19 protein-coding genes and 1 pseudogene are annotated in these 24,824 nt (G+C 66.5%); 15 read left to right on the forward strand and 5 right to left on the reverse strand.

What is annotated here, in order from left to right; all coding sequences use genetic code 11:
• The first annotated feature begins 236 nt into the window (after window positions 1-236).
• The 8 genes and pseudogenes from ACIQWG_RS37930 to ACIQWG_RS37965 all read left to right on the forward strand — a co-directional run bounded on the left by ACIQWG_RS37930 (window position 237) and on the right by ACIQWG_RS37965 (window position 8,836).
• Complete coding sequence (locus ACIQWG_RS37930; RefSeq protein ID WP_404104982.1) at window positions 237-1,127, forward strand: DUF3152 domain-containing protein; 891 nt, start codon at window positions 237-239, stop codon at window positions 1,125-1,127.
• Between the two features lie 446 nt (window positions 1,128-1,573).
• Entirely contained in the window at window positions 1,574-2,461 is an 888-nt protein-coding gene (locus ACIQWG_RS37935) for a hypothetical protein (protein WP_404104745.1), read from the forward strand.
• Window positions 2,458-3,852 (forward strand): peptidoglycan-binding protein, encoded by a 1,395-nt coding sequence (locus ACIQWG_RS37940; protein ID WP_404104749.1) that lies wholly within the window; start codon window positions 2,458-2,460, stop codon window positions 3,850-3,852. The genes ACIQWG_RS37935 and ACIQWG_RS37940 overlap by 4 nt, the downstream gene beginning before the upstream one ends.
• Window positions 3,849-4,574 carry an ABC transporter ATP-binding protein gene (locus tag ACIQWG_RS37945; protein ID WP_404104752.1) on the forward strand — a complete coding sequence of 242 codons (726 nt, stop codon included), beginning with the start codon at window positions 3,849-3,851 and terminating at the stop codon, window positions 4,572-4,574. Before ACIQWG_RS37940 ends, ACIQWG_RS37945 begins: the two co-directional genes overlap by 4 nt.
• Before the next feature lie 262 nt (window positions 4,575-4,836).
• On the forward strand, window positions 4,837-6,111 hold the full coding sequence (locus tag ACIQWG_RS37950) for an ABC transporter permease (protein ID WP_404104755.1): 1,275 nt from the start codon (window positions 4,837-4,839) through the stop codon (window positions 6,109-6,111).
• Between the two features lie 1,123 nt (window positions 6,112-7,234).
• Complete coding sequence (locus ACIQWG_RS37955) at window positions 7,235-7,687, forward strand: MarR family transcriptional regulator (RefSeq protein ID WP_404104758.1); 453 nt, start codon at window positions 7,235-7,237, stop codon at window positions 7,685-7,687.
• On the forward strand, window positions 7,687-7,998 hold the full coding sequence (locus ACIQWG_RS37960; RefSeq protein WP_404104985.1) for a replication initiation protein, RepL2: 312 nt from the start codon (window positions 7,687-7,689) through the stop codon (window positions 7,996-7,998). Before ACIQWG_RS37955 ends, ACIQWG_RS37960 begins: the two co-directional genes overlap by 1 nt.
• 389 nt (window positions 7,999-8,387) lie before the next feature.
• A pseudogene (locus ACIQWG_RS37965) lies at window positions 8,388-8,836 on the forward strand (DUF5707 domain-containing protein).
• Window positions 8,837-9,734: 898 nt separating this feature from the next.
• On the opposite strand, the gene ACIQWG_RS37970 reads toward ACIQWG_RS37965, so the two are convergent.
• From ACIQWG_RS37970 to ACIQWG_RS37990, 5 genes are read right to left on the reverse strand one after another with little or no spacing between them, the layout of a single operon-like run.
• The gene (locus ACIQWG_RS37970) at window positions 9,735-10,565 is read right to left on the reverse strand and encodes a carbohydrate ABC transporter permease (RefSeq protein WP_404104760.1); all 831 of its coding nucleotides are present in this window, start codon (window positions 10,563-10,565) and stop codon (window positions 9,735-9,737) included.
• Complete coding sequence (locus tag ACIQWG_RS37975; protein ID WP_404104988.1) at window positions 10,555-11,457, reverse strand: carbohydrate ABC transporter permease; 903 nt, start codon at window positions 11,455-11,457, stop codon at window positions 10,555-10,557. The genes ACIQWG_RS37970 and ACIQWG_RS37975 overlap by 11 nt, the downstream gene beginning before the upstream one ends.
• Window positions 11,458-11,515: 58 nt before the next feature.
• Window positions 11,516-12,802, reverse strand: a complete 1,287-nt coding sequence (locus ACIQWG_RS37980; RefSeq protein ID WP_404104763.1) for an ABC transporter substrate-binding protein — start codon at window positions 12,800-12,802, stop codon at window positions 11,516-11,518.
• 47 nt (window positions 12,803-12,849) lie between these two features.
• Window positions 12,850-14,514 (reverse strand): FAD-dependent oxidoreductase, encoded by a 1,665-nt coding sequence (locus ACIQWG_RS37985; protein WP_404104766.1) that lies wholly within the window; start codon window positions 14,512-14,514, stop codon window positions 12,850-12,852.
• Window positions 14,507-15,541 (reverse strand): LacI family DNA-binding transcriptional regulator, encoded by a 1,035-nt coding sequence (locus tag ACIQWG_RS37990; protein WP_404104769.1) that lies wholly within the window; start codon window positions 15,539-15,541, stop codon window positions 14,507-14,509. Before ACIQWG_RS37990 ends, ACIQWG_RS37985 begins: the two co-directional genes overlap by 8 nt.
• 226 nt (window positions 15,542-15,767) lie before the next feature.
• Between ACIQWG_RS37990 and ACIQWG_RS37995 the strand changes: the two genes are divergently transcribed.
• The 7 genes from ACIQWG_RS37995 (at window position 15,768) to ACIQWG_RS38025 (ending at window position 24,750) form a co-directional block, all read left to right on the forward strand.
• Window positions 15,768-17,660 (forward strand): hypothetical protein, encoded by a 1,893-nt coding sequence (locus tag ACIQWG_RS37995; RefSeq protein WP_404104772.1) that lies wholly within the window; start codon window positions 15,768-15,770, stop codon window positions 17,658-17,660.
• An 861-nt stretch (window positions 17,661-18,521) separates the two neighbouring features.
• Window positions 18,522-19,628, forward strand: a complete 1,107-nt coding sequence (locus ACIQWG_RS38000) for a hypothetical protein (protein ID WP_404104775.1) — start codon at window positions 18,522-18,524, stop codon at window positions 19,626-19,628.
• Window positions 19,615-22,299: a nitrate- and nitrite sensing domain-containing protein gene (locus ACIQWG_RS38005; protein WP_404104778.1), complete on the forward strand. Its 2,685-nt coding sequence runs from the start codon at window positions 19,615-19,617 to the stop codon at window positions 22,297-22,299. The genes ACIQWG_RS38000 and ACIQWG_RS38005 overlap by 14 nt, the downstream gene beginning before the upstream one ends.
• A gap of 8 nt (window positions 22,300-22,307) precedes the next feature.
• Window positions 22,308-22,727, forward strand: coding sequence for a roadblock/LC7 domain-containing protein (locus ACIQWG_RS38010; protein WP_404104990.1), 420 nt, complete (start codon window positions 22,308-22,310; stop codon window positions 22,725-22,727).
• Window positions 22,728-22,801: 74 nt separating this feature from the next.
• Window positions 22,802-23,155 (forward strand): DUF742 domain-containing protein, encoded by a 354-nt coding sequence (locus tag ACIQWG_RS38015; RefSeq protein WP_404104781.1) that lies wholly within the window; start codon window positions 22,802-22,804, stop codon window positions 23,153-23,155.
• Window positions 23,133-23,738, forward strand: a complete 606-nt coding sequence (locus ACIQWG_RS38020) for a GTP-binding protein (RefSeq protein ID WP_404104784.1) — start codon at window positions 23,133-23,135, stop codon at window positions 23,736-23,738. The genes ACIQWG_RS38015 and ACIQWG_RS38020 overlap by 23 nt, the downstream gene beginning before the upstream one ends.
• Window positions 23,739-24,330: 592 nt before the next feature.
• The gene (locus ACIQWG_RS38025; protein ID WP_404104787.1) at window positions 24,331-24,750 is read left to right on the forward strand and encodes a hypothetical protein; all 420 of its coding nucleotides are present in this window, start codon (window positions 24,331-24,333) and stop codon (window positions 24,748-24,750) included.
• Window positions 24,751-24,824 lie beyond the last annotated feature (74 nt).

Genomic DNA, 24,824 nt, shown 5'->3' on the forward strand with positions numbered 1-24,824 from the left:
GCGCTCATCGCAGCCCCTTTGTGGTTATCGTTTCGTTACCGTTCGCGCCAGGTCCGATCACATGGCCGACACAACATCGACGACTGTGACTGCGCACTATGTGATTCCTTCGCCTTCTCGGTCGTGCCGCAGGAGTCGTCCCACGCACGGCCTCGGACGTGGCAGGAGAGGCACCGACGCCCGGCGGAAAGGTTTTGCCGCACTGGCGTGCAGCTCCGCGCTGACTCCCGTGAATGATGAGGGAGCGGCGTGTGAGTAGGCGCCCCAGGGCCCGCGGCAGGCGGGCTGGACACCGCCGCAGAGGCTCCCGTCAACCCAAGCTCATCCGGGCCTTCGGCGTGGCTCTCGTGGGCTCGATACTCTGCGGCCTTGCCATCGTCCAATGGATTGGCGGCAACGCGACCGTGTCCGAGTCAGCGGTGGAGAAAGCCCGGCTCTCCGTGCCCCCGCGAGGGGCTGTCCCCCACGCTGATCGTTCGAGTCCCTCGCAGCACCGGACAGCTTCGCCTGCCGAGCCGACGAAGTCCGCGGAGCCACCAGAGCCACCCAAACCGTCAGAGCCACCGGAGGTCCCTGTCTCCGGTGCGGGCACCTTCACCACCGCGCAAGCCTCCGGCAGCCCCGTCGGCCGGGGACCGCTGCGTCGCTACAGCGTGCTGGTTGAGGATGGCATCGATGTTTCCGCCGAGGAGGCAGCCGCACAGATCCAGACGATTCTCGCCCACGAGCGCAGCTGGGGGGCGCATGGACGGGGTAGCTTCCAGCTGGTTTCCTCCAACGCTGACTTCGTCATAAAGATCGCCACCCCGGACACCGCCGACCGGCTCTGTCTCCCTTTGGACACTGGCGGAGAGCTGAACTGCGAGACGCTCGACGGGGTCGTGGTGAATCTGCGCCGCTGGGTGCTGGGCTCACCGCAGTTCGATGGGCCACCGGAGGAGTACCGACACTTGATCATCAATCATGAGGTCGGGCATGAGATCGGCATCCGCACGCACATGGGCTGCCCAGGCCCGGGACAGCTCGCGCCGGTGATGATGCAGCAGATCAAAGGGCTGAACGGCTGCCTGTCCAACGCCTGGCCGTACGACGAGGACGGTAATTACATCACCGGTCCGATTGTGTGATGAGCCGGGACCGTCCATCCCCTCGGCCCTCGCCAGGAGAGCGGAGAGGAACCACGTCCGGACCGGCCCGCCGATCGCCCGCCACGGCCGGCTGCCGACCACGGGGTTACCGTTTCGTTATCGCGCGGGCCAGGCGCTATCACATTGCGAACCCAGCATGAACAGCATGACCGCGCCTGATGTGAAGTCAGGGCCCTGACCTCCGCCCGCCCGACTGGGACCGAAGAGAGACAGGGGCCCGACAGGCGGATTCGCCGCATGGGTCCACTGCTCTTGGGCAGCTCAGCGGCCGGGGCGGCAGTCGTACCTTCCGCTGATTCGCTGCCGAGCTGTGGTCGACAACGTGACCTCCGGCACCCCGAACCCATTTCTGGGGGACGACTCTTCACCTCAGTGCCTCGTTCCCCCATCCCTGAGACGAGAGAGATGGCATGACAACGTCGAAAATGCCCGTAGCGGCCATCCTGGCGGTCGGCCTGCTGCCGCTGCTCGCCGCGTGCAGCTCCGCCGACCCGGCCACGGACGGGCAGACGTCCGCCGGTCAAACGACAGCTGAGGAGAACGGCGAGCTCGCTGTTCCGGCTGACGCAGACCCCGAGACCAAGAAGCGGTACCTCCTCCAGAACGCCCTGGCGTCCTGCATGAAGAAGGCGGGATTCACCTACCAGCCGTTCGTCCCCCCGAAGAGTCTGGTGGCCAAGGCGATAGACGGCTCGGACTATGCCCTGGCCAAGGAATACCGTCAGAAGTACGGATTCGGCATCTTCGCCAGCGTCGTCTACCCGGGTGCCCCGGGCACGTCCAGCACAGACGGCAAGCAGGAAAGTCAGGATCCGAACGCGGACTACATCAGCAAGCTCACCCCTGCTCAGCAGACCGCTTACCACGAGGCGCTGAGTGGGGCGTCCGGCAACGGCCCCATGGACATGGGACAGGGCGGCTGCAAGAAGAAGGCATGGGAGTCGGTGGAGGGACCCCTGAAGCCCGGGCAGTTGGTGGGAGCCACCAATCCGAAGGATGCGAGAGCCGACGAACAGGCACTCAATGGTGATCCGCAACTGGTCGAGCTGGCCCAGTCATACGCCTCGTGTCTGCGTGGTCACGGCATCAAGGTGACCACGACACAGCCAACCGGGATCGGTGATACGGCCACTCGCTCCGTGAGTGCCAAACTGCCGGCGACCGGGCTGACCGGTATGAGCAAGGAAACAGCCCTGCCGCAGCTCACCCAGGAGATCAAGACTGCTCTGCAGGACCTGGAGTGCGGCAAGGAGTTCCGTGCCGCCTACTTCCCCAAGCTCAAGAAGCACCCCCGCGCCGGGGGCAAGGGATGACCATCAATGTCGGCCGTAAGCAGCTGTTCGGGCTCATCGGTGTGGTCGTCCTCGTCGGAGCGGGCGGCTGGGTGGCGGGAACGCAGCTTCAGTCCCCGGCCGATGCCGCCGCCGGATTGCGTCCCCCCAAAGCCGGGCCCGTGACCGTTGCCGTCGAACGGCGCCAACTCACCGCGAACGTGGTGGCGCAGGGCACGGTCGAGTTCGCCTCGCCCCAGCCGCTGTCCCTGGCCGGCGCCGTGGGTTCCGGCTCGGCGGCCGGCGGTTCGCAAGGTCAGCCGGTGGAGCAGCGGGTCACCAAGGCACCGACCGCCAGGAAGAAGCTCAAGCAGGGCGACGTCCTGATGGAGGTGAGCGGCCGCCCGGTGCTGGTACTGACGGGGTCCGTGCCGATGTACCGCACGATCGGGCCGGGCACCTCCGGCAACGACGTCGCCCAACTGCAGAAGAACCTGCGGCAGCTCGGCTTCTACCGCGGTGACCTCAACGGCGTCTACGGGCAGGGAACCTCCTCCGCGGTCACCAGTTGGTACAAGAGCAAGGGATACCAGGCCCAGGAGCCCAGCGTGGAGGACCGGCAGAAGCTGGGACAGCTGCAGGAGGCCGTGACCAACGCGCAACTCAACCTCCTGTCGGCCAAGAACAACACCACAACCGGCAGTGACCCCAAGAACGACACCACGTCGGCCGAGCCCTCGCCCGCGGGGGAGGATAAGGCATTGGACGAGTTGAAGCTGAAGGCCGCGCAGCAGGCCCTGGATTCGGCCAACAACGCCCTCAGCGCCTTCCAGTCCTCCTATGGAACGACGGTGCCGGCCGGCGAGATCGTCTTCCTCCGCGAGCTGCCCATGCGAGTGGACAAGGTGACGGTACGCGCGGGGGACGCGCCGAACGGCGAGATCGGTACCGTGACCAGCTCGGATCTCGTGGTGGAGGCGGTCGTCGACGGCACGAACGCGCAACTGCTGCGCCGGGGAATGGCGGTGCAGCTGAAGACCACGGACGACAAGGAGGCCAAGGGCGTCGTCACCGAGATCGGTACGGGGGAGAGCGGTGCGGGGGAGAGCGGTACGACGTCCGATCAGTCGGGCGGCATCGCCGCACCCGTACAGGTGAAGATCTCGGTGCCGGAGCCCGGGCCACTGGCCGGGAGGTCCAAGGAGTCGGTGACGGTGACGGTCGAGACCGGTGCCTCCAAGGGGCCCGTTTTGACCGTTCCGGTCGCCGCGATCCGTACCGCGGCCGATGGCCAGGCTCGGGTGCGGGTCAAGCGGGGAGAGTCGGTCGTGACCGTCCGCGTCACGGTGGGGCTCTCCGCGGCGGGCGTAGTGGAGGTCAAGCCCGCCGACGGCGAGCTCGAGCCGGGCGACCGAGTGGTGGTGGGCGAGTGAACGGGGGAGCGGATGGGGGAGCGGACGAGAGTCCGGAAACCGTCATCGAGCTGACCGAGGTGAACCGGATCTTCGCTTCGGACCCACCGGTACACGCGCTGCGCGGGGTGCATCTGACGGTACGGCGCGGTGAGCACCTGTCGATCGTCGGGGCGTCCGGTTCCGGGAAGTCCACCCTGCTCAACACGTTGGGGCTGTTGGACCGGCCCACCTCGGGGTCCTACCGGCTGGACGGGGTGGAGACGACCGGGCTCGGTGACTCGTACCGTACCTCGCTGCGGGGCAGCCGGATCGGATTCGTCTTCCAGTCCTTCCATCTGCTGCCTTACCGCACCGTCGAGGAGAACGTCATGCTCGCGGAGATGTACGGCAAGCCCTCTCCCGCGCGGGGGAGAGGCGGCCGCCGCGCCCGGGCGATGGAGGCACTGGAGCGGGTGGGAGTGGGGCACCGTCGCGGTTTCCGGCCCGATCGGCTCTCGGGCGGCGAGCGTCAGCGGGTCGCCATTGCCCGAGCACTGATCAGCGACCCCGCGCTCCTGCTCTGTGACGAGCCCACGGGCAATCTGGACAGTGAGAACACACACTCCATCCTGGAGCTCTTCGACGAGTTGTGCGGGCAGGGCATGACCCTGGTAGTGATCACCCACGACGAGGTGGTCAGCCGCCGCGCGAGCCGACGGGTACGGATCACCGACGGGCAGCTCAGCGAGGTGGCTGCGTGAGGCCGGTGTCACGCCACGAGATTCCGGGGCGGTCGGGTCCGATGGTCGCGCAGGTATCCGCAAAGGACATACGCCGTGCGGCGGGCGGCCAGGGCAACCACTACTTGGCTTCGCCCTCTGTCGTCCAACCGCTCGTGCTCGTAGGAGGCCCGCGCCGTGACATCGCGCTGCGGGCGAACGAAGGTAGGACCGCGTGAGCTCGACCCCTGACGTGATGACCCCAGCGGCCGCGGAGGGTGGGGACGTGGAAGCGGCACCTCGTGTGCCATGGCACAGGCGGGGGCTCCGCGCGAAGGTGAACAACGGGGACGGGCAAGGGATCGCGCGGCCCTGGATCGATCCCAGGGATCTGTGGGCGGAGGCCCTGTCGGGCGTGTTGGCCCGCCCGATACGGTCGGCGCTCACCACCCTCGGCACGGTGCTCGGTATCGGCACGCTGGTCATCACCATCGGTGTCGCGTCCACAGCGGGCAACCAGATAGTCGGCAGGTTCAGCGCGCTCACCGCCACCTCGGTCAGCGTGCAGGTGCCAGCCGCACCGCCGGGCACGGACAGCGGTCCGCTGGTGGACTGGTCCGGCGTCGACGCGGTGCAACGCCTGGCCGGGGTGACGTCGGTTGCCGCCCTCGCGGAGTCCGACGCGACCGCCAACGTGCCCGTACGGGCCAACAACGTGGTCTCACCGGATGACTCCTCGGCCCAGACCCTGGCCGTGGTGGCCGCCTCGGAGGGACTGCCGGCGGCGGTACGCGGCACCATGGCGCAGGGCTGGTTCTACGATCCTGGCAACGTCACCCGCCACGATCGTGTGGCCGTGCTCGGCGACCAGGCCGCGAAGCTGCTCGGCATCCGGAGTCTGGACGGCGCCCCGGCTGTCTTCATCCGCGGGCAGGCCTACACCGTGATCGGAATCCTCGAGGGCATCCAGCGCGAGCAGTGGCTCTCCACTTCGGTGATCCTGCCGCCCACCACGGCGGCGGACTTGCTGGATCTGAAAGACGTCAACAAGGTCCTGATCAACACCTCGATCGGAGCCGCGCAGCAGGTGGCCAGGCAGGCGCCCGTCGCCCTTGCCCCCGGGCACGACGGCTCCCTGACCGTGTCCGCCCCGCCGGACCTGTCCAAGCCCCGCAAGGGGGTGCAGGGTGACGTCAACGGCCTCTTCCTGGTGCTGGGGCTGGTCTCCCTGGTCGTGGGCGCGATCGGGATCGCCAACGTCACCCTGGTGACGGTGATGGAACGGACCGGGGAGATCGGGCTGCGGCGTGCGCTGGGAGCGTCCCGACGGCAGGTGGCCGGGCAGTTCCTGCTGGAGTCCACGACCATCGGGCTACTCGGCGGTGTCATCGGGGCCGCCCTGGGGATCGCCGTCGTGGTGTGCGTGGCCGTAGTCCGGCAGTGGACCCCGGTACTGGATCTGCGCCTCGCTCTGGGTGCACCGCTGGCCGGAGCACTCGTCGGACTGCTGGCGGGGCTCTACCCGTCCCTGCGGGCCTCACGAATGGAACCGGTGGACGCGCTGCGCGCACCCTCCTGACGGGCACGATGGGTGACAGGCACAGGAGGGCCGCCGTGGGTGCGGCAGTGGGCTGCTGAGAGGCCAGGGGCAATGAGTGCCTGACAGCGGGCGAGAGCATGGGGCCTGCGGTGCGGCGCCTGTCCCGCTGACGCAAACCCACGGTGCAGAAGCGGGAGCCGCATTCGGTCAACTTGCAGGCCGTGTACTGCTCGGCATCCAAGAGCTGGCGACTGCCTCTGCTTCCCGATCGATCCATCGCGCAGAGCTCTCCTGCCGGTGACCGTGGTTGCCTCGGCTCGCGTCACCACACCCACGCCGCAGGGACGGCGGTCAGTAGAGGGTGCCGGGCACACCGGGGGTCGTCGTCAGTGGCTGGGGCGCGTGGTACCAGGGGCCTTCGCCGGCCCCTGGACCCCGCTGCCCTGCCACTTCCCGGCGCGAATCCGTTTCGTCGTGGCCCAGACCTTGCGCGCCGGAAAGCGGCAGGGTCGTACGTACGTGGGCACCCGCGGCCTTGTGGGAAGCCTCGGCTCAGGCGATCGAGCGTCGACCGTGAGTAACGGAGTGCTGTGTTGGAGCAGAGGTGTGTTGGTCCCATGGCAGAGCGAGCAACCAGTCAGTTCGGCCGGCAGTGAGGCGGCTTTGCCGCCGCAGCGTCATTGGCCTGGGGTGAGGTCGGACCTGAGAGGTGCTGTCCCATCAAGAGAGCGCGCGCTCGCCATTTGGGGCCTGACCTGCAAGAACACCTTGAGGGGCCAAGATCGGCGGAACTGCCTGGCAGTTCCGCCGGCCGCTGAGGGCGTTCGAGGGAACTGAGTAGGCAGAACCCTCAGACGTGTCACCCAGTCCCGTGAACCGCACACCACGGCTCAGCGGACTGGGACAGCGATTATCTGATCTGTCACCACTGCTGAGGGATCTGACTACCACGATCCTCCGGACGTGGCAGATTGACGTGACGTACATCAGTCGGGATCGAGGAAGCCGAGAACACCGGCACGCGATCTGTCCCACCCGGCAAGCGACACGGCCGAAGGGCGGAGTTAATTGACTTCTTGCTCATGTACGTTAAGTTCATCTGGTCGGCCTCACGGCCGCCCCTCATAAACCGTCCGTCAACCCCCCTTACAGGGAGGGCCCATTGGGAGCAGTACGCAGGCTGGTCGACGCCGACACCGGCGAACCGGTCCCTTATGCGCCATACGCCTTCTCTGGCAGGCACACACAGGTCGACAAGACGCGGGTCGAAGCGATCACCGAGTCCACGGCCTTCACGCCCAGCCAGAAGTTCCTCATCCTGTGGTGGATCGGGGTCTCGCCTGAGGGGATGGAACCGCTCAGGGCCACGGGAGCTGATATCGCCAAACGGGTGGGAATGTCCACCGATGCCGTGGGGAAGATCAACAGGAAGTTGGCCAGACACCGCATCCTGATCGTGCGAGGACGCATCGGGAACTACAACTTCTACCGCATCAGCCCGTACATTGCCTTCCACGGAACGGGACTTGAGCAGCGCGAAGCGGTGAAGACGTGTAATCCTCCGGAAATCCCTGGATTTGACGAGAACGCCCCTGCGCGGTGGGAGGCCCAGTGATCAGCAGCGACGACAAGCAGAAGAACCTTGAACTGCTCGAGAAGACGGTCGGCATGACGGCCAACCAGCGTCTCGTCGTCATGCTGTACGCCCTCCACCCGACCGACCGGTCCGGCGCCGTCCTCGAGACCGCCGCCACACTGGCCAAGCTCGTCGGCATGGCCCCGCCCGTCTTCTCGCGCACGCGCAAACAGGTGATCGAAGCGGGCTGGCTCGAGGAGACCGAGAAGATCGGGCACATCAAGTACTACAGGCTGGACCCCAAGCGCATGGGCGACAACGTCGTCGTCCCCCTGCGCCGCGCGACCTGACGTCCTCCTGACCGCACCTCATGTACGTCACGTCAATGAGGTGCGGTCAGGAGGACGTCTCCCTTGACCTCGATGCAAGTGCCGGAGCGGGTCGGCCGCGGTAGCGCGCGGGCCCGGGGACTAGGGCCAGCAGTCGCTCTCACCGAGAGAACCCGTCGTACGGGGCAGACCACCGAACGCGAGAAGCCTGCAAGCAGGCACCGCCTCGGACGGCAGCCCCCCGGCACAGTAGTGCGAAATCGTCCCTGGCTGGCAATCCACGTACAATTGCTCAGATCAAGTTGAGTTGTTGCACTCACTGCCCGGACACCTTGACGCTGCGAACATCTGTGCAGCGGCGCAGACTCGAGCGCCGGATCATCCCAGCCGACCGTCAGGGAGACCTTGCCATGTCCCGCCGTGTCGCGCTGTCCGCAGTCGCCAGTGCCGTCGTCCTCGGGGGTGCCGGAGCCTTCGTCTACGCCTACGCCGGGGACCAGGAGCCCACCCTGGCGAACAGCACCACCCAGTACAGCGCCCCCGACGGTGGCCGGGACGGCTTGTTCACCTTCACCACTGACGTCACGGCGTCCTCCGGCATCAAGGACCTCAAGGTCATGGCCTGGCCCGAAAAGTTCTCCTTCGCCAAGGAGGAACTGACCGTCAAGGACCTGGCCGCCGCAGAGTCGGCACCTGCAAGTCTGCTGGCAACGACACAGTGCGCTGCACCTACACCACCAAGGTGACAGCGACCGACGCCACCTCGAACCGGAACGGGACCTGGCACGTCGCAGCCCCCGCCACCACAGGGGACGCCACCACACTGAACCCTAAGGCAGCAACCTTCACCGGCAAGTGAAGAGAGTGACCCGGGGATTGCAGAGTCCTGGTCAGCCTGATTTCACGACTGCCGTCTTTGCCCTGGCCGCGGAGTTGGAGCCGGGCCCGCGCGGGGCCGGGATTGGTTTCAGCCCAAGGCCTGCGGCGGGACCATGGGGGCGCCTCGCCGAGTGAAGGGCCTCCTGACCAGACACCGGCACCACTTGTGGCGCACCACGCAGACAGCGTGGAGGATGTCGAGCGCCCGGGCGTTGCCCCGGCCGATGCGGACGAGCACCTGATCCGGAAGGCTGGGAAGGCCGCCGTCGCGCTGATGCGTATGTTCCCAGGACTGGGCGAGGTGGTACTGCACGACCTGCGCTGCAAGCGAACCGGGCGATCGAGAACAGCTTCTCGGGGAGCGGCGCAAGGTCAGGAACTCCGTTATGACACCCGTGTCACTCGCGCTGTCGAACCTCGTCGCCACGGACACCGGGTCGGGGGCAGCGCGTCGTAGGGCAGTCAGGACATCTTGGAGGATCGGGCCGGGTTTTCGCCGCTGCAGTTACTGTCGCCCGCAGGGGAATCGAGCCAGGCAGCGCCGCACGGGTCACCCCGACGCTCTACAACACGCGCTCGGAACTCGACTGCCTGGTCAAGGCGTTGCGCCAGGAGAGCGGCGCCTTCCTGCGATGTGACGTCGAGCTTCCCGGCCCCGAAGCCACCCCGGCGAGTCGGCCTGCCTGAACGCCTGGTAGATTCGCGGCGCACGCTCCACAGCCCTGGCCCCGACCCGCGTTACCCTGCGAGTCAGGGCCGGCGACGGCCGGAAGGCCCGAGCCCAAGAGCCCACCGGCCTCCTGACTGACAGGACCCCGTCTGCCGCGCACGCCCCGGCACCAACGGCTGACAGAGGCCACCTCAGCGGCCCACTCTCCTCACCCCTTCAGGCCCGTCTGTGCCAGGCCCTCGATGAAATGGCGCTGGGCCAGTGCGAACACAATCAGGACCGGCATCGCCGACAGCGTCGAGGCAGCCAGCTGGACGTTCCACATGGGGCCGCCATAGGTGTCGACGTAATGGGTCAGCGCCTGTGGAAGCGTGAACAGATCGCGGTCCGACAGGTACACCACCGGCTCCAGGAAGAGGTTCCACGAGTGCAGGAAGGTGATGATGGCGACGGCGCTGAGTGCGGGACGGGCCAGGGGGAGAGCCACATGGAAGAAGGTTCCGAACCGGCCCAAGCCGTCCATGCGGGCGGCGTCCTCGAGTTCGTCCGGCAGGGTCAGGAAGAACTGCCGCATGATGAAGGTGGCCATGACGCCCGGGGCGCCGAGGACGGGCACCAGGATCAGCGGCCAGTGGGTGTTGGTCAGTCCCCATCCGTGGAACAGCTGGAACAGAGGGACGATCGTGACCTCGCTCGGGATCAGCAGCCCGATGAGCACGACGACGAAGAGGACGTTCTGGCCCGGGAAGCGGATGCGGGCGAAGGCATAGCCGGCCATGGCCGCCACGGCCATCGTCCCTACGGTGACGACGAGCGCGATGTAGAGGCTGTTGACGTACTGCCTGGCGAAGGGCTGGAACGTGAAGACCTCTTCGTAGCTGGAGAAGTCCCATCGGGAGGGAAGAAGCGTCGGCGGGAAGCTGAGCAGTTCACTGACCGGCTTGAACGACGAGGTGACCATCCACCAGGTCGGGAACAGAAACGGCAGACACAGCACGACAAGCAGGCCGTACAGGCCGACCTTGGCCCTAAGACTCATGGAAGACCCACCTTCGGCGCAGGCGCCACTGCACAAGGGTGAGCACAGCCACGATGAGGAAGAGCAGCACCGAGATGGTCGCGCCGTAGCCGAAGTGGTGGAACTGGAAAGCCTGCTGGTAGAGGTAATAGACGAGCACTGTCGTCGAGTTGCCGGGGCCGCCTTGCGTGAGGACGGCGATCTGGGCGAACACCTGAAGGGAGCCGGCGAAGGTGATGATCGAGGTGAGCAGGATCGTGGGGCTGATGAGCGGGACCGTAATCCGCCGGAACCGGGTCCAGGCACCGGCGCCGTCGATCCTCGCGGCTTCGTAGAGCTGTGGAGGAACGCCCTGCAACGCCGCGAGGAACAGAACCACGTTGAGCCCCACGTTCTTGATCACCTGAACGACAACCACCGACAGCATGGCGGTGGGGCCGCTTCGCAGCCAGTTCGGTCCGTCGATCGCGGCGACGTCGAGCAGGCCGTTGATTCCCCCTTGTGGCTGGAGGAGGAACTGCCACACGAGCGTCCAGGCCACAAGGGTGACCAGGACCGGTGAGAAGAACACCGCCCGGAAGAAGGCGGTGCCCGCCAGACGCTGGTTGAGCAGGCATGCCAGGAACAGCGCGAGGCTCAGGTTGAGGGCCACCAGACCCACCGAGAACACCGCGGTGTTGCCGAGCGCTTCGCGCAGGGTCTGGTCGGACAGCAGCTTGGAGTAGTTGTCCGTGCCGGTGAACTCGAAGGTCCCGGCCAGGACGTTCCACTCGTTCAGGCTGTACCACCCGACCAGGCCCAGCGGCACCAGGACGAACAGCACACTGCCGATCAGCTGGGGCGCGACCAGGACGTAGCCGACCAGGGCGTCGCGGCGGGACAGCGTCCAGAAGACACCACGCGGTGCCCGCATGTGCAGCTGCCGCCGCCGTGTCGCTCGCGGGGGTGGGGCGGTCTTGGTGACCGTCACCTCAGGATCCCAGCATCGGCTGAATCTTGGCGCAGACGCCGCCGAGGACCGCCTTGACGTCCGCGTTGGGCTTCCAGAGCGGGTCGAGTGCCGCACGAACGGTCTGCTTCAGCTCGTCCATGCCCGTGTGCTGGGGCTTGACGATGCCCTTGCTGATGCCGTCGATGACGACGGACTGCACCTGTTCGGGCTTGAGCAGCGGATTGCTCTTGGCCAGAGTACCGGCATTGAGCTGGGCGGACCGGGCCGGCGGGAAGAACTGGCCGAGCTTGGCGGAGTTGGCGGGGCTGGTCATGAAGGAGAGAAAGTCCGTGGCGGCGTCGGCGTTGGGCGACTTCTTCATGACCCCGATGCCCGCCTGCCCGATCACCGCGTAGTCGCCTTTGGGACCGGACGGCAGCGGAACCAGGTCCCAGCCGAACGTGGCGTCCTTGAGCTGGGCGGACCGCGACATCTGGGCGATGGCCATCGCCGCGTCACCGGCGAAGAAGTCGACGACCACACCAGGCTGGGGAGTCGCCTTCGACTTGAAGGCCGCGTCGTGGAAGAAGGTCATCGCGTCGAGCATGTCCGGGCTGTTGAAGCCGCAGGTCTTGCCGTCGTCGCTCCACGGCTCTGCGTCCCACCCGCCCCAGATGGTGGCGAGGTTGTCCCAGTCCTTGTACTCGAAGTCGGGTATGGAGAGGCCAGCCTTGTCTCCCTCCGCCACAGCCGCGTTGACCTTCATGGCGTTGTCCCAGTTCCACTTGCCGTCCTTGATCAGCTCAGCGGGTGTCTTCTGCCCCGCGTCCTTGATCACGTCAGTGTTGACGAACACGCCGAACGGAGAGGTGGAGAAGGGATAGGCGTACAGCTCGCCGTCCTTCTGCCACAGCTTGGTGGCGGTGGGGACCAGGTCCTGCTCGTCCTGGATCTTCTCCTTCAGCGGGGCCAGAGCGCCCGAGTTGATGAAGTCGGGAGCGGAACTCTCCAGGATCCAGGCGAGGTCAGGGGCATCGCCCCCGGCGATCTGGGTGGTGAGTGCAGTGGTGTAGGTCTCACGGGGCAGAGAATCGAACTTGATCTCAGCGATGTCCGGGTGTGATCTGCGGTATTCCTTGGCGATGTCCTCAAGGAGTTGCAGGTGACCCTCGTCCGCCGTCCACACCGTCATCCGCAGCGTCACGGGGCCTTCCTCCGCGGACCCGGCCGAGCCACCGCACGCGGTCACGAAGGTGAGCGGCGCGAGGACGGCGGCGACCAGAGGCAAGGTCTTTCGCCTGGTGCGAGTGGTTTCAGTGATTCCCATGACTCTCGGGCTCCTTCGTGGTGTGCAAAGTCCGTGACTGGGGCCGGTCAGTAACTCGCTACGTGGGGCCAGGTCAGCTCCAGCCCATCGCTCGTCAGTCTGCGCTGGAAATCCTTAAGGAGGCCGGGCCGCTCCCGGACGGCGTGCGGGGTTGTGCCGTGATCGAGGCAGAACGCGGCCAGCGTGCCGGCGGCCTCGCCGATGTTCCATTCGACCGGGTGCAGCCGGTAGGCGCCGTTGGTGATGTGGGTCGTGCCGATGTTCTTGCTCGCGGGGAGCAGGTTCTCCACGCGCTGCGGCACCAGGGCACCGAGCGGTATCTGGAACGGACAGGAGGCGACGTCGATGTAGTTGTCACCTCCGGTGGAGGGGTGGAGGTCGATGCGGTACATGCCGATGCCCACCGAATCCGGGTAGTCCACGGCGCCCTTGTCCCCGCGGACGGCGACCGACAGATCCTGCTCGGTGACGGTGTACAAGGCCCGTATGCGCCGGGATTCGCGGATGTAGGGGGCCTGGGCCAGGCCATCGTCGCTGCCGGTGACGTCGCCGCGCAGCCGCAGGCCCGGGAATCCGTTCCCGCCGTCGGGACGGGGGGCTTCGGTCTGCATCCAGTACAGGAGCGAGCGGGACAGCTCACGGGCGGCGGCCAGGTGCCGGTCGGCGTCCGGGACGTCGATCACCGGTCCGTCCAGGTAGTCGATCATGGGCCAGTTCACGAGCGTGATGTCGCTCTCGTACGTCCCGGGGACGAAGTTGCGCCGGGCGGCGATCCGGCGGAAGGTCCACAGGTTCCCGTCGCCGGCACTGCGGCGCTGGTCAGCGACTACGAGCAAGGGGTCATCGTCGGGATTGGGGGTGAACGACCGCTCCGTCGTCTCCAGGGTGCGCGGGTTCGGGCAGCGCCAGGACAGCAGTCGGTCGCCCCAGAAGTCCGGCTGGTACGTCCGCCAGTAGTCGTAGGTCGCCGGCCGGTCGATGGTGTGGTTGCCGTCGACATGGTCCATGGCGAAGCACACCGACACGGCTTGCAGGTTCAGCGGCTGAGCCTCGGCGGGGGCGCTCGGCTCGCCCGTGTCCGCCTGTGACTCGAACCCGGTGACGTACTCGGCTCCGGTGAGGGGAAGAAGTTCCCCGGTCTCGGTGGCGTCCAGGATGAAGGGGGCAACAGCGGTGACGGTGCTTGCGTCGTCGCGGTGGCGGAGCCGCACGCTCGTCACACGGTCACCGTCGGTCTGCGCCTCCACCGGCCGGAAGGGCTGCAGCACGCGCAACCGTCCGGAGCCTCGGTAGGGGGCGAGCATGGCGTCGATCACCGCGACGGCCACGCGCGGCTCATGGCACAGGCGGCTGACGTGCCCGGCGCCGGGATTCAGTTCCGCCCAGGCCCGCGAGCGCTCGGTCAGTGGGTAGTGCGCGCGGTAGTACCGCCGGATTCCGTCACGCAGTGCCCGGTAGCTGGCGGTCACGCCGAACTGCTCCACCCAGGAAGGCTCGTCGGGCGGAACGGCCTGACTGGTGAGCTGTCCTCCGAGCCAGTCGTACTCCTCGGTGAGGACGACCGTACGCCCGCCGCGCAGGAGAGCCAGGGCTGCCGCGACACCCCCCAGGCCTCCTCCGACGACCACCGCGTCCGCCGAGAGCTCGGCCTGCGGCGCCACCGGCTCGGCCGCATGAGTCCCTGGCGTACCCAGTGTCAACGCCTCAGACATGGTGGTTCGTACCTTTCGTGGTATGGACGGGCGCGAGGGTCGCGCCGGCGACCGGGGTGCAGGCGAGCAGTTCCTGCGGCGCTCCGCCGTTCTGCATCACGTCCATCAGAAGATCCACGGCTCTTCGCCCCATCTCCCGCCGGGGGATGGCGAAGCCAGTGAGGTCGACGTCGACGTCGACCTGGCGGGTCAACGCGCCCAGAGCCAGGATCGAGAGCTCCTCCGGTACCCGCACCCCGCGCTGCCGCGCCGTTTGCACCAATGCCAGGCCGTCTGCGGACTCCTCGACGAAGACGGCGGTGACTCCGGAGCGGATCAGCTGCTCGAAGTCGGGCTGCGGGAAGTGGACGCCGTCGGCGCCCAGTTCGGCTATCGTCTCGCGAAACCCTCGGTAGCGGTCCGTCAGGGACTCCGCGCCCGCCGCGGCGCCCACGTATGCGAGCCGTCGGTGCCCGAGGCCGTGCGCCTGCGTCACCAGTGCGCGCACGGCCGGCGTGTAGTCGGCGCCGACATAGGGCACCGGACCGCCCGCGTCATCCCGGCGGCCGAGGGACACGAACGGGACTTGCTCTGTGAGCAGCCTGGCCAGCTCGCCGCGGTCCAGGCTCCGGCCGAGCAGAACGCATCCGTCGGCGAGGCGGATCCTGCTGTCCTCGCTGAAGATCCGGCGTCGGCCACCAGCCTGCTTGGCGCTGGTGAACAGCAGGAGATCGCAGCCGACCTTCTCGGCGCGCTCCTCGATGCCCACCAGAAACGGGTGGTAGAAGTCGGCACTCGTTGAGGGGAAGACCGCCTCGTAGGTGAAGACGCCCAGGATGCGGTTGCGCCGCTCGGCAAGCCGGCGGGCGGCGGGGTCGGCGACGTACCCGGTCTCCCGGATCACTTGCAGGACCCGCTCACGTGTCTCGGCTGAGATGCGTACGTCGCCGTCCGGGCGGTTGTTGAGGACGAGGGACACCGTCGTCTGGCTGACCCCGGCCATCCGGGCAATGTCGTGCTGAGTCAGACGCCGGTTGGCGGCGGTCACGGTCGGAAGTGTCCAATCCTGGCGGGGACATGGGGCAGATAATACGCATTATCAGTGAGTGAGACCCGAGTCTGGGGCAGCTCCCGTGGATCGTCAAGACACGGGAGTAATCCGTATTAGCCCTTGACCGCAGAGAGAGCTACGGGTGACCGTGTCCGACCAGCCGTACCGTGACTGAGAGTTGACACTCCGCCGCGTGTGTCCCCCCACTGCAGGAGCCGCACTCATGAAGCACAAGAAAGCTCTCTCCCGCCGCAACCTGCTGACAGGCGCGAGTGCTGCCGCCTTCCTCACCGCACTCGCCGTCCCCCGCACATCCATCGCGTCGAGCCCCACGTCCTCTGCCGCCGCGCTGCCGGATCTCACACCCCTGCCCGCCGGGGCCCCCTTGCGGAGAGCCTTTCTCCCGGAGGAGCAGAGCTTCGCCCCGTATCTGGTGAGCCTCGCCGCCATGGTGAACGGCATTGAGGACACTGATCCGGCCACGACCGGCTTCTTCGGCAACGGCTGGTGGCGCAGTCCGAACTCCTGGTACAACGCCCGCGTACAGGAACACGTCTACACACTCGCCTGGTTCGCCACCCAGTCCCGTTCCTGGAATCCGTACACCAAGAGTCCCGCGCTGCTGGCGGCACTGGACGCGGCGCTCGGTCATTACCTGCGCTTGCAGCACTCGGACGGCTCCTGGCCGGAGTACTCCAGCAACGAACACTCGCTGTCCGCCACCGGGTTCGGGCTCGGCTACCTCAGCAAGACCCAGGCGTTGATGCGCTCCGCAAACATCCTGCCGAGCCGCAGGTCGCAGATCAGCGCCGCCCTGCGGCAGGCCATGACCTGGCTGCTGAACCCCTCCAATGGCGCGGTCTGGCAGACGCGCCTGACCTTCGCCAACCAAGTCACTGGCGGCCTGGCCGGCGCCTGTCTCGCGCTGGAACAGGACCCTGACGCCGCGCTGTGGCAGCAGCTGACGGCCGCCCTGGAACGGCTGAGGACCAATGGGCAGAGCCCCGCCGGCTTCTTCTACGAGGAGGGCGGCATGGACATGAACTACAACTTCGAAGTCATGCTGCCGGAGATGGCCGACGCCTGGCGGAAGTCGAACAACCCGCACCTGGTCACCATGACCGAGAAGTACACCGAGTGGCTCGGGTACAACATGCTCCGTGAGCCGGACGGCTCCGGCTGGATCACCAACATCGCGCCGTCCACACGGACCAGCACGCTCTTCTACAACGACACCAGACCCGATCCCGAACGGACCGCCCTGAATTCGCAGTTCGTGCCGGTCGTGCCCGACCTCGGGGCCTTCTTGTCGGCCCGGGAGGACCTGGCCGCGGCACGCGCGCAATGGGCTGCCGCCTCCGCACCGGTCTCCGGGCTGGTCAAGCAGGACACCTCACCGCGGATCCTGACCCACGCGCTCTACGGCGAGCGCTTCGCCACGCGGAGCGCCAAGCAGCGGGCGATCGCGGCGCTTCCGTACCTGGCGTCGAGCAGGTTCACCGAGCGGCGCACCGACCAGGGAAGGGACTTTCTCTACGTCAAGCGCCGTGATGTCTACCTCGGCGCGTACCTCGGCACCAGGCCGACCACGCATGTACGAACCGGCCTGTCCTTCCTGTGGCATCCGGTCGCCGGCACGGTCATCCAGTCCCTGAACAACAACAACTACGCCTGCTGGGCCACAGTCCTGCCAGGTCAGGCCCCTGATGCCGACGGCCCGGTGGTGGGCACCGTCCACGGGGGCGAGCCGTACGCATTCCGATTCAGCTCCGGCTCGGGAGTGGTCACCGATGTCTCTGTTGCGGACCGTCTCGTCCGCAGGTCGGTGCGGGCCGGAGTGGCGGCGACCGAGCAAATCCCCCTCGTGCTGCATCCGAACGACCAAGTGGCTTTCACCAACGGAACCCGGCTCACCTTCGGCGGCTCGGCCACCGCTACGGCGCACGGGTTGGAGCTGCACCGTGGCAATGCAGTGATCAAGATTGGCTGGGAGACCGCCCGTAGCGCAACGATCACCGCTGCGAGCACCGTGTTCTACATGGGCGGCAAACGCATGCACATTCTGCGCGTCCCCCATGCCGGGCAGATCGATGTGACGATCAGGCTCTCCCGGTGAGCTGCCTCGAGCAGCCGCTGGACAGTCCGGCGGTCCCCTCCGGGCTGCCGGACGGTGGCCCGGAGGGGGCCCGGAGGGGGCCCGATGCCGGCGTCGCCTCGTGGGGCGTGCTCCGTCCCCACGGGCTGCGCAAGCGAGCAGGAACGGGAAGTAGCCATCCTACGGGCAACATCTGGGTTGCGGTGGGTTCCGTATCACGACGATAGATCGGCCCGGCGGGCAGAAGCGCCGCCGGGCCGATGTGCCGGGTACGGGGGCAGCCCGGCAATCTCTGCTACGGCCAGCCGGATCGGTTGGTTCAACCCTGGATCCGAAAATCTGTGAGCCGTGGAGCGACTGGGAGGGGGCTTCAGTCGCTGTAGGCAGCGACTGAAGCCCCCTCCCAGTCGCTCCACGGCATCAAGAAGGCTGTCTCAACAGCGGCTTTGGATGGAAGGAGCGACTGAAGCGACTGGGATTCGACATCTATGACACGCACGCGAAGATGGGCATTACTCATCCATAGACTCAACCTTCGGTCGCCTCGGTCGCTGATGAACTGGCGATCGGGGCCATGACCTGGGGTTTTTCCAGCAAGGCGACGGACAGCGACTGAAACGGCCCCAGTCGCTGTCCCGTCAGTCGCTACGACGCTGTGATGGCAGTCCCGCCGGCTTCCGCGCACCCAGGCACGGAGGCCCGTCCTCGCAGGTCCGCTGGAGACCCAGTTGGTAATCCGATGGAATTGCCGTGAACCCGAAGGCCGGAGGAGGCGTTTCTTGCCAGTGAGGGAGCGAACAGGCTCGAAACTTTCGGAAGTCGGTGCATCTGTCCATGCCCAGGATGTTCCAGGCGGGCGCGAACCCCTTGAGGGGCCGTCGCGTGCTGTCCACGCTGTGCCTTGCCTTCGCCCTCCTCCTGCCACTCGGCTACACCACCGTGCGTTTCTCCGCGGTGACGAGCAGTGACATCGAGTTCGTGGAGACAGAGCGGAGCGGCGTGGAGTTCCTGCACCCCATGAGCAAGCTGATCGCCGCTCTCGCTGAAGCGCAGTCGGCTGCGGTTGCTGAAAAGCGCGTGGAAGTGCAGGCCGTCGAGGACGCTGTCGCCGCGGTTGATCGAGCCGACCGGGCTGTTGGGGACTTCCTGAAGGTTCACGACGGCTGGTCATCGCTGCAGACCAAGATTGCTCGGCTGGGATCCGGGACCCTCAGTGGAAAAAGAGCCTACCGGGTCTATTCCGAGACGATCGATGTTGCGCTCGCGCTGATGCTGCGGGCGGGGGACACATCCAACCTGATCCTTGATCCCGAGCTCGACTCGTATTACTTGATGGACGCCTCGATGATCCGGCTACCCGGGCTCATCGTCGACACCGGCCGCATGACCGACCTCGAGGTGCTGCGCGCCGGAGCGGGTGACGAGGACCTCGAGTTGGCCCGGGTGCTCATTGCACGCGACCGCATAAGCAGCGCGGCGTCCGCAATCCAGGCGGGGTTTTCCAAGACTTTCAGGACCAGCGCGAGCCGATCCATCGGGAACGATCTCCTGGGCAGGATTGATTCCTTCCGCAGTGCTGTCCAGCCCATGGCACCGAGCGTGCCGCTCGTCAGTCAGCCCCTGCCGCCCAGCGTCGAGGCCCTCCAGAGCAGCCGGACCGCCCTAGCGTCAACTGCCCTGAGCCTGAATACGGCTGCGCTGGCCGAACTGGATCAACTGCTGGAGACGCGTCGGCAATCGATCGAGCGCGACAGGATGAGCGTGGTGTTCGTACTTCTGGGCTCCTTCGTGGCGGCAGGGCTCGTGGTAAGGCTGCGCTCCTCTTCGCCAAGCTTGCGCCCGACACTCGCAGCCGCGGCGGAAGAGGGTTCTGCTGACCAACTGCCGAACCGTTTCACGGAGCACTCACGTGTCTCGGGATCCAGCAACGCAACGGCGACGGCCAAGCCGCAGCACAAGCGTAAGAAGGCCCCGAGTGCGCATCGTTGACTTCTCGGTAGTCCATCGTGTCACTGCGCTCGCGGTAGCTCCGCTGACCGCTGCCGTACTGCTTACCGTTCCCCTGGCCGGTGACCGCGTCGCAGCCGCACGGCAGTCGAGCCAGGCCGCAGTGCAGCTTGAGAAGGCCCGTGAGGTCGGAGGTCTCGTTGCGGACCTGCAACGGGAACGCCTGCTGGCCGGTGCCTACCTTGCGACACCGGACAGTGACGCGAACACGGTGGTGCTCCAGTCCGCGCGGACTGACGGTGATCTCAGCGATCTGCTACGGAAGGGGGCGCCCGGTGTCACGCCGGACCTGACCGATTTGCTGGGGACAACGGTCGAGGAGCTGGCCAGAGCCAGAGACTGGGTGCTGGAGCGGAGGTCGACGGTCGCCGACGTGAACGACGCATACGGAAGGCTCATTTCCGCTCTGATCGACGGTCTGCGCCTGACCAGCGGAGACGGATTTCAGCCCCGCGGGGGCGTGGCCCGGGAGCTCGCCACAGTCGACGCCCTGTTGCGCGTACACGAGGACACCAGCAGCCTCGGCGCGGCCTTGCTCGCGGTGGCGGCCACTCCCGAGCAGGCGGAGCGGCTGATGGCCGACGTCGAGCGCAGGTCCGGCGCACAGAGCATCAACCGCGAACGCTTCTTCCAGTTCGCCGGCCCATCCGAGATCGGTCTCTTTCAGCAGATCGAATCCGGTGCCGCGGCGGTGCGGATCACGGCATACGCGGACGGTCTCGCTTTGTGGGCGCATGGTGCTTGGGAAGACGGCTACGGCGAAATCCAATGGCCCTCCGAGAGCGCGACGGCGAATATAGTTTCGGCGGCCGACTCCCAGGACCAACTCCGGTTGCTGGCCCAGAACAAAATTGCCAAGGACGCGTCCACGGCCGCTACCGAGTACGCGGCATTCGCAGAGCGGATGGCGCTCACGTTCGTGCTGGCTGCCGTTTCGCTGGCAGGCGTCATGATCTGGCTGACCACGATGATCACCAGGTCCATCGTGAAGCCGCTGCGCTTCCTTCAGGGCGCTGCCGCACGGGTTGCGGAAGCCTCAGAGACCGAGCTGACACGGGTTGTGGAGGAGGGCACGCAGCCCTCGCAGGACACGTCGCTGAGCGTGCGCTTGAAAAAGGTGGAGGTGCGCAGCACGGACGAGCTCGGCCGGTTGGCACGTGACTTCAACCGGGTGCAGCATGCCGCGGTCAAACTGATCGAACGCCAGGTGATGGGCTCGCGCAACGCCTCGGCCATGCTCGGCAACGTGGGGCGCCGTACCCAGAATCTCGCCGCTCTCCAACTGTCGGTGATCGATGCGATGGAGCGTGTCGAGACCGACCCCTCGGTCCTTGAGCGACTGTACCGGTTGGACCATCTCACCTCCCGTCTGCGTAGATACGCGGACAGCCTGGTCGTGCTCTCCGGCTGGGCGGAGCCTGCGTTCATCAACGCGCCAGTGGCGCTCGGGGACTTGACGCGCTCCGCTCTCAGCAAGATCGAGGGATTCGAACGCGTCCAACTGATGGGCACCTTTCCTCCCTTCAAGGTGTCCACGCGTGTCGCTGCGGACCTGGCCCTCATGATCGCGGAACTGGTCGACAATGCGACCTCGTACTCGCCGCCTTACACACCGGTCGAGATTTTCGCCGAACCGTTCCGGGGCGGTCGGTGCCTGATCCGGATCGTTGACCACGGTGTCGGTATGTCCGAGGCGAGATGTGCCGAGGAGAACGTCCGACTGGAGCGTCAGGAGCGGCTGGACCTCGCACCCACGGAACTACTCGGACTCTTCGTCGTGGGACGGCTGAGTCGACGTCACATGCTGGGGGTGCAGCTGTGCCGGACTCCCGGCGGCGGCCTCACCGCCGAGATCCTGCTGCCTGCCGCCGCCTTGGACCACGGGCCGATGCCATCTACTCAGCATCAGCCGCCGGACGCCGCGGTGCAGGAGCCGTGGCCCTCTGCGTTCCCGGCGGACGGCGTCAGCGCACAGCCTGTCTCGCACGGCCTTGCTCCTGACGCGCACCGATCACCACGGACATCTTTTCTCTCCCTTGTCCCGCCGACGGCGCACGGGGAACCAGAGCAGGCCGCCACTGCCGGCGCAGCTCCTCCTGCAGTGCAGACGGGATTCGAAGAGCAACGGCCGCTTCCCGAAGCCGGACCCGCTGAGGAATCGCCGCGAGGGCTTGCCGCACGCCCCTTCGACTGGTTTGACGCACAGCTCCGCTCCGAGATCAGGCAGGCGCTCACCAATGAGCCGGCCCTGCCTGGCTCCCCACCACCGGAACGCCAGCGACACCTCGCTCTAGCGCCGGTGTCAGCCGCCCACGCATCCCTCGCGCGAGCCGTGGCGGCTGGGCCGCGGGCGGCGGATCGCGCTACGCCAGCGCCTGCGCAGTCACACGACGAGGAGTCTGCCCCGCCTACAGCGACGGGCCCCGTCGAGAGGAGCACAGTGACGTCTCCGCCTCGCCTCGTGCGCCGCGTCCCCGGAGCCCAGATGCCCAAAGGTGCATTCCTGCCGACCACGGCGCCTCTCCAGAGCAAGGCCGCGGATCCTGAGGCCGCGCGCTCCATGATCGAGGACTTCGAGGCTGGAATAGCCCGGGCACTCCAAGCCGAGTTCGAGACTAGAACGCCATCTCAAGAGAACGGTGATGACAGGTGAACCCGACCATGGCAATGAGCGCCGACGCCGCGAACTTCAACTGGCTGCTGAAGCGTTTCACCGAAGGCACCGCCGGTGTGTACGACGCCATCGCAGTCTCGTCGGACGGACTCATGATCGCGGCTTGCCATGCAGGTGAGCGGGCCGATGCCGATCGTCTGTCTGCCATTGTCGCGGGGATGACGAGCTTGGCCGGCGGCGTCGCCGGCTCCCATCGGCTCGGTGAGCTGAACAAGGTCATCATCGACATGGCTTCCGGCTATCTCATTATCGCCGCGATCGGGTGCGGATCGGTCCTTGGCGTCATTGCGTCGAGGGAGTGCAACCTTGGCCAGGTCGCCTACGAGATGACGGTGTTCGCCAACCGCGCGGGTGACGTTCTCACACCGCAACTGATCCACGAGCTCAAGACTCACGTGCAGGTATGAGCCAGTACTCGCCAGAACCCCCACCCACCCCGGAACGCGAGCTCCGGAGCACGCCGCCTTGGCGGCCTCAGACGGTGCCACCCGCACTGCTCGACATGGCGCCACGGCCGTTTCTGCTGACTCAGGGCCGTACTCAGGCGCACAGCGCGGCGATTGCGATCGAGACGCAGGTGGTGGCGACCGATCACGGTCTGGCCACCTGCGCGCACGCGACATTCGAGCGCCGGGACATCGTCGAGGTGTGCCGCGAGCCGTTGTCCGTCGCGGAGATCGCCGCGCGCCTCGGCTTTCATATCAACGTTGTCCGCGTCTTGGTCGGTGATCTGTACACGGACGGCCTCGTCGTCGCCCACCTGCCCGAGTTCGACGCCTCCCGTGACGTCGCCACCCTCCGGAGGGTCATCCGTGGTCTCCGTGCCATTTCCTGAACCACATTCCGGACCGGCGCGCATACCGCCTCTGCCCGTAAAGATCATCGTCGCGGGCGGCTTCGGTGTCGGCAAGACCACGACGGTGGCCAGCATCTCCGACGCGCCGCCACTCACCACCGAGGCCGTGATGACGGCGGTGGCCGCCAGCGTCGACGATAACAGCTGCACACCGGACAAACTGACGACGACCGTGGCCATGGACTTCGGTTCGGTCGCCATTGACGACGGCCTCAAGCTGTACCTCTTCGGCACGCCCGGACAGGACCGCTTCGGCTTCATGTGGGGCGACCTGATCGACGGAGCGTTGGGCGCCCTGGTCATCATCGACACGCGTCGCATCGAGGATTGTTTCCCGGCCGTGGACTACTTCGAGAAGGCCGGAATGCCGTTCATCATCGGAGTGAACCGATTCCCTGGCCAGATCGACTTCACCGCGGAGGAGGTCCGCTGGGCGCTCGCGGTCAACGAGGAGATCTCGGTCGTATGGTTCGACGCGCGGGACAGGCTCTCCGTGCGGGACGTTCTCCTCATCGTGCTCGACCAGGCGCTGGCTCGCGCGCAAACATCACTGCTTCAGTGAACGTATAGGGGCAGGTGCCCATCCCCGCACCGGTCGTTCGCGGCGCGGGGAGGAGCGCGGATCCGAGACCCATGAGGCCTGTCGTCACATGTCACCTCTACATCAGCAGTGCTGCCAGGGCGACGGCAGCCTCGTAGGACTCGGCGGTTGTGACGTATCGGTGGCGCTGCCGCGCCACTGCTTCAACGCGGTTGAAGTACCGCTCCGCGATGGTGCGGCGTGTGTGGACCTGATGTCAGAGACCGAGGCCAACCATGTGGTTGCCGCTGCAGAACTTCTGCACTGTCCTGTTGAGGACCATCCGGTCGTCCAGCCGTTTGCGGTTTTGCAACGACGCGGGCATCGGCGGCCGGATGAAGTCCCATGAGGACCGTTTAGCTTCAACCCAGCTGCTGCGACTGCGAGTGGGCGCAGAGTGGGGATTCATCTGAGCGTACGGCTCGAAGCTATCCGTCGATGAACCGTGGTGACCGTGAAGCCGTAGAAGCAAAAGCGCGGCGTTGCAATGCTTCCGACCGCGAGCGAAGCAATCCAATCACTTCGGGTCAAGACGGCCTCGGCACCGCATCCACAAATCATGTATGGAGCACACGTGAAGATACCGCTGCGAAAGAAGACAATGATGGCTGGAGCGGCACTTGTGGCCGCTGTAAGCCTTGCAACGGCCACACCCGCAAACGCCGAAAACCGCCACAGCATCCTGATCGACGTAGAGGCGACGTGGTTCGAGGCGGATTACTGCCTGGTGTCGGACCTCACTGCCCAGTGCAGTGGGAAGAAGGGGTGGAGCTCTGAGTTCCGGCTGAGTGTACCGTACATGAACAGGGTATGGCTGGACATCAATATCTGGACGGGCGCAGACCGTAAGGGAATCGAACTCAAGGGCAAGCGCTATCTCAGGGTTCAGGGAGATCTCGGTAGGGTTCAGGTATGCGGGTGGAAGAGTATCGCTTCTCACGGGGCCGGAAACATCGGAGTCGCCCTGCATGGCAATACCAGCTGCGACTTCTAAAACTCACTGTTTTCTCCTTGTGAGTTCTAGCGGTCCACGTAACACGCGACCTGCGAGGGGCCTGAGTTGAGAGC

The sequence above is a fragment of the Streptomyces sp. NPDC098781 genome, from assembly GCF_044759995.1.
Lineage (GTDB): Bacteria > Actinomycetota > Actinomycetes > Streptomycetales > Streptomycetaceae > Streptomyces.

Coding starts and splice junctions, on each gene's coding strand:
- ACIQWG_RS37995 (WP_404104772.1), top strand. CDS start 15,768: ATGAAGCACAAGAAAGCTCTCTCCCGCCGCAACCTGCTGACAGGCGCG.
- ACIQWG_RS37980 (WP_404104763.1), bottom strand. CDS start 12,802: ATGGGAATCACTGAAACCACTCGCACCAGGCGAAAGACCTTGCCTCTG.
- ACIQWG_RS37975 (WP_404104988.1), bottom strand. CDS start 11,457: ATGCGGGCACCGCGTGGTGTCTTCTGGACGCTGTCCCGCCGCGACGCC.
- ACIQWG_RS37930 (WP_404104982.1), top strand. CDS start 237: ATGAGGGAGCGGCGTGTGAGTAGGCGCCCCAGGGCCCGCGGCAGGCGG.
- ACIQWG_RS37970 (WP_404104760.1), bottom strand. CDS start 10,565: ATGAGTCTTAGGGCCAAGGTCGGCCTGTACGGCCTGCTTGTCGTGCTG.
- ACIQWG_RS37940 (WP_404104749.1), top strand. CDS start 2,458: ATGACCATCAATGTCGGCCGTAAGCAGCTGTTCGGGCTCATCGGTGTG.
- ACIQWG_RS37935 (WP_404104745.1), top strand. CDS start 1,574: ATGCCCGTAGCGGCCATCCTGGCGGTCGGCCTGCTGCCGCTGCTCGCC.
- ACIQWG_RS38010 (WP_404104990.1), top strand. CDS start 22,308: ATGGCAATGAGCGCCGACGCCGCGAACTTCAACTGGCTGCTGAAGCGT.
- ACIQWG_RS37985 (WP_404104766.1), bottom strand. CDS start 14,514: ATGTCTGAGGCGTTGACACTGGGTACGCCAGGGACTCATGCGGCCGAG.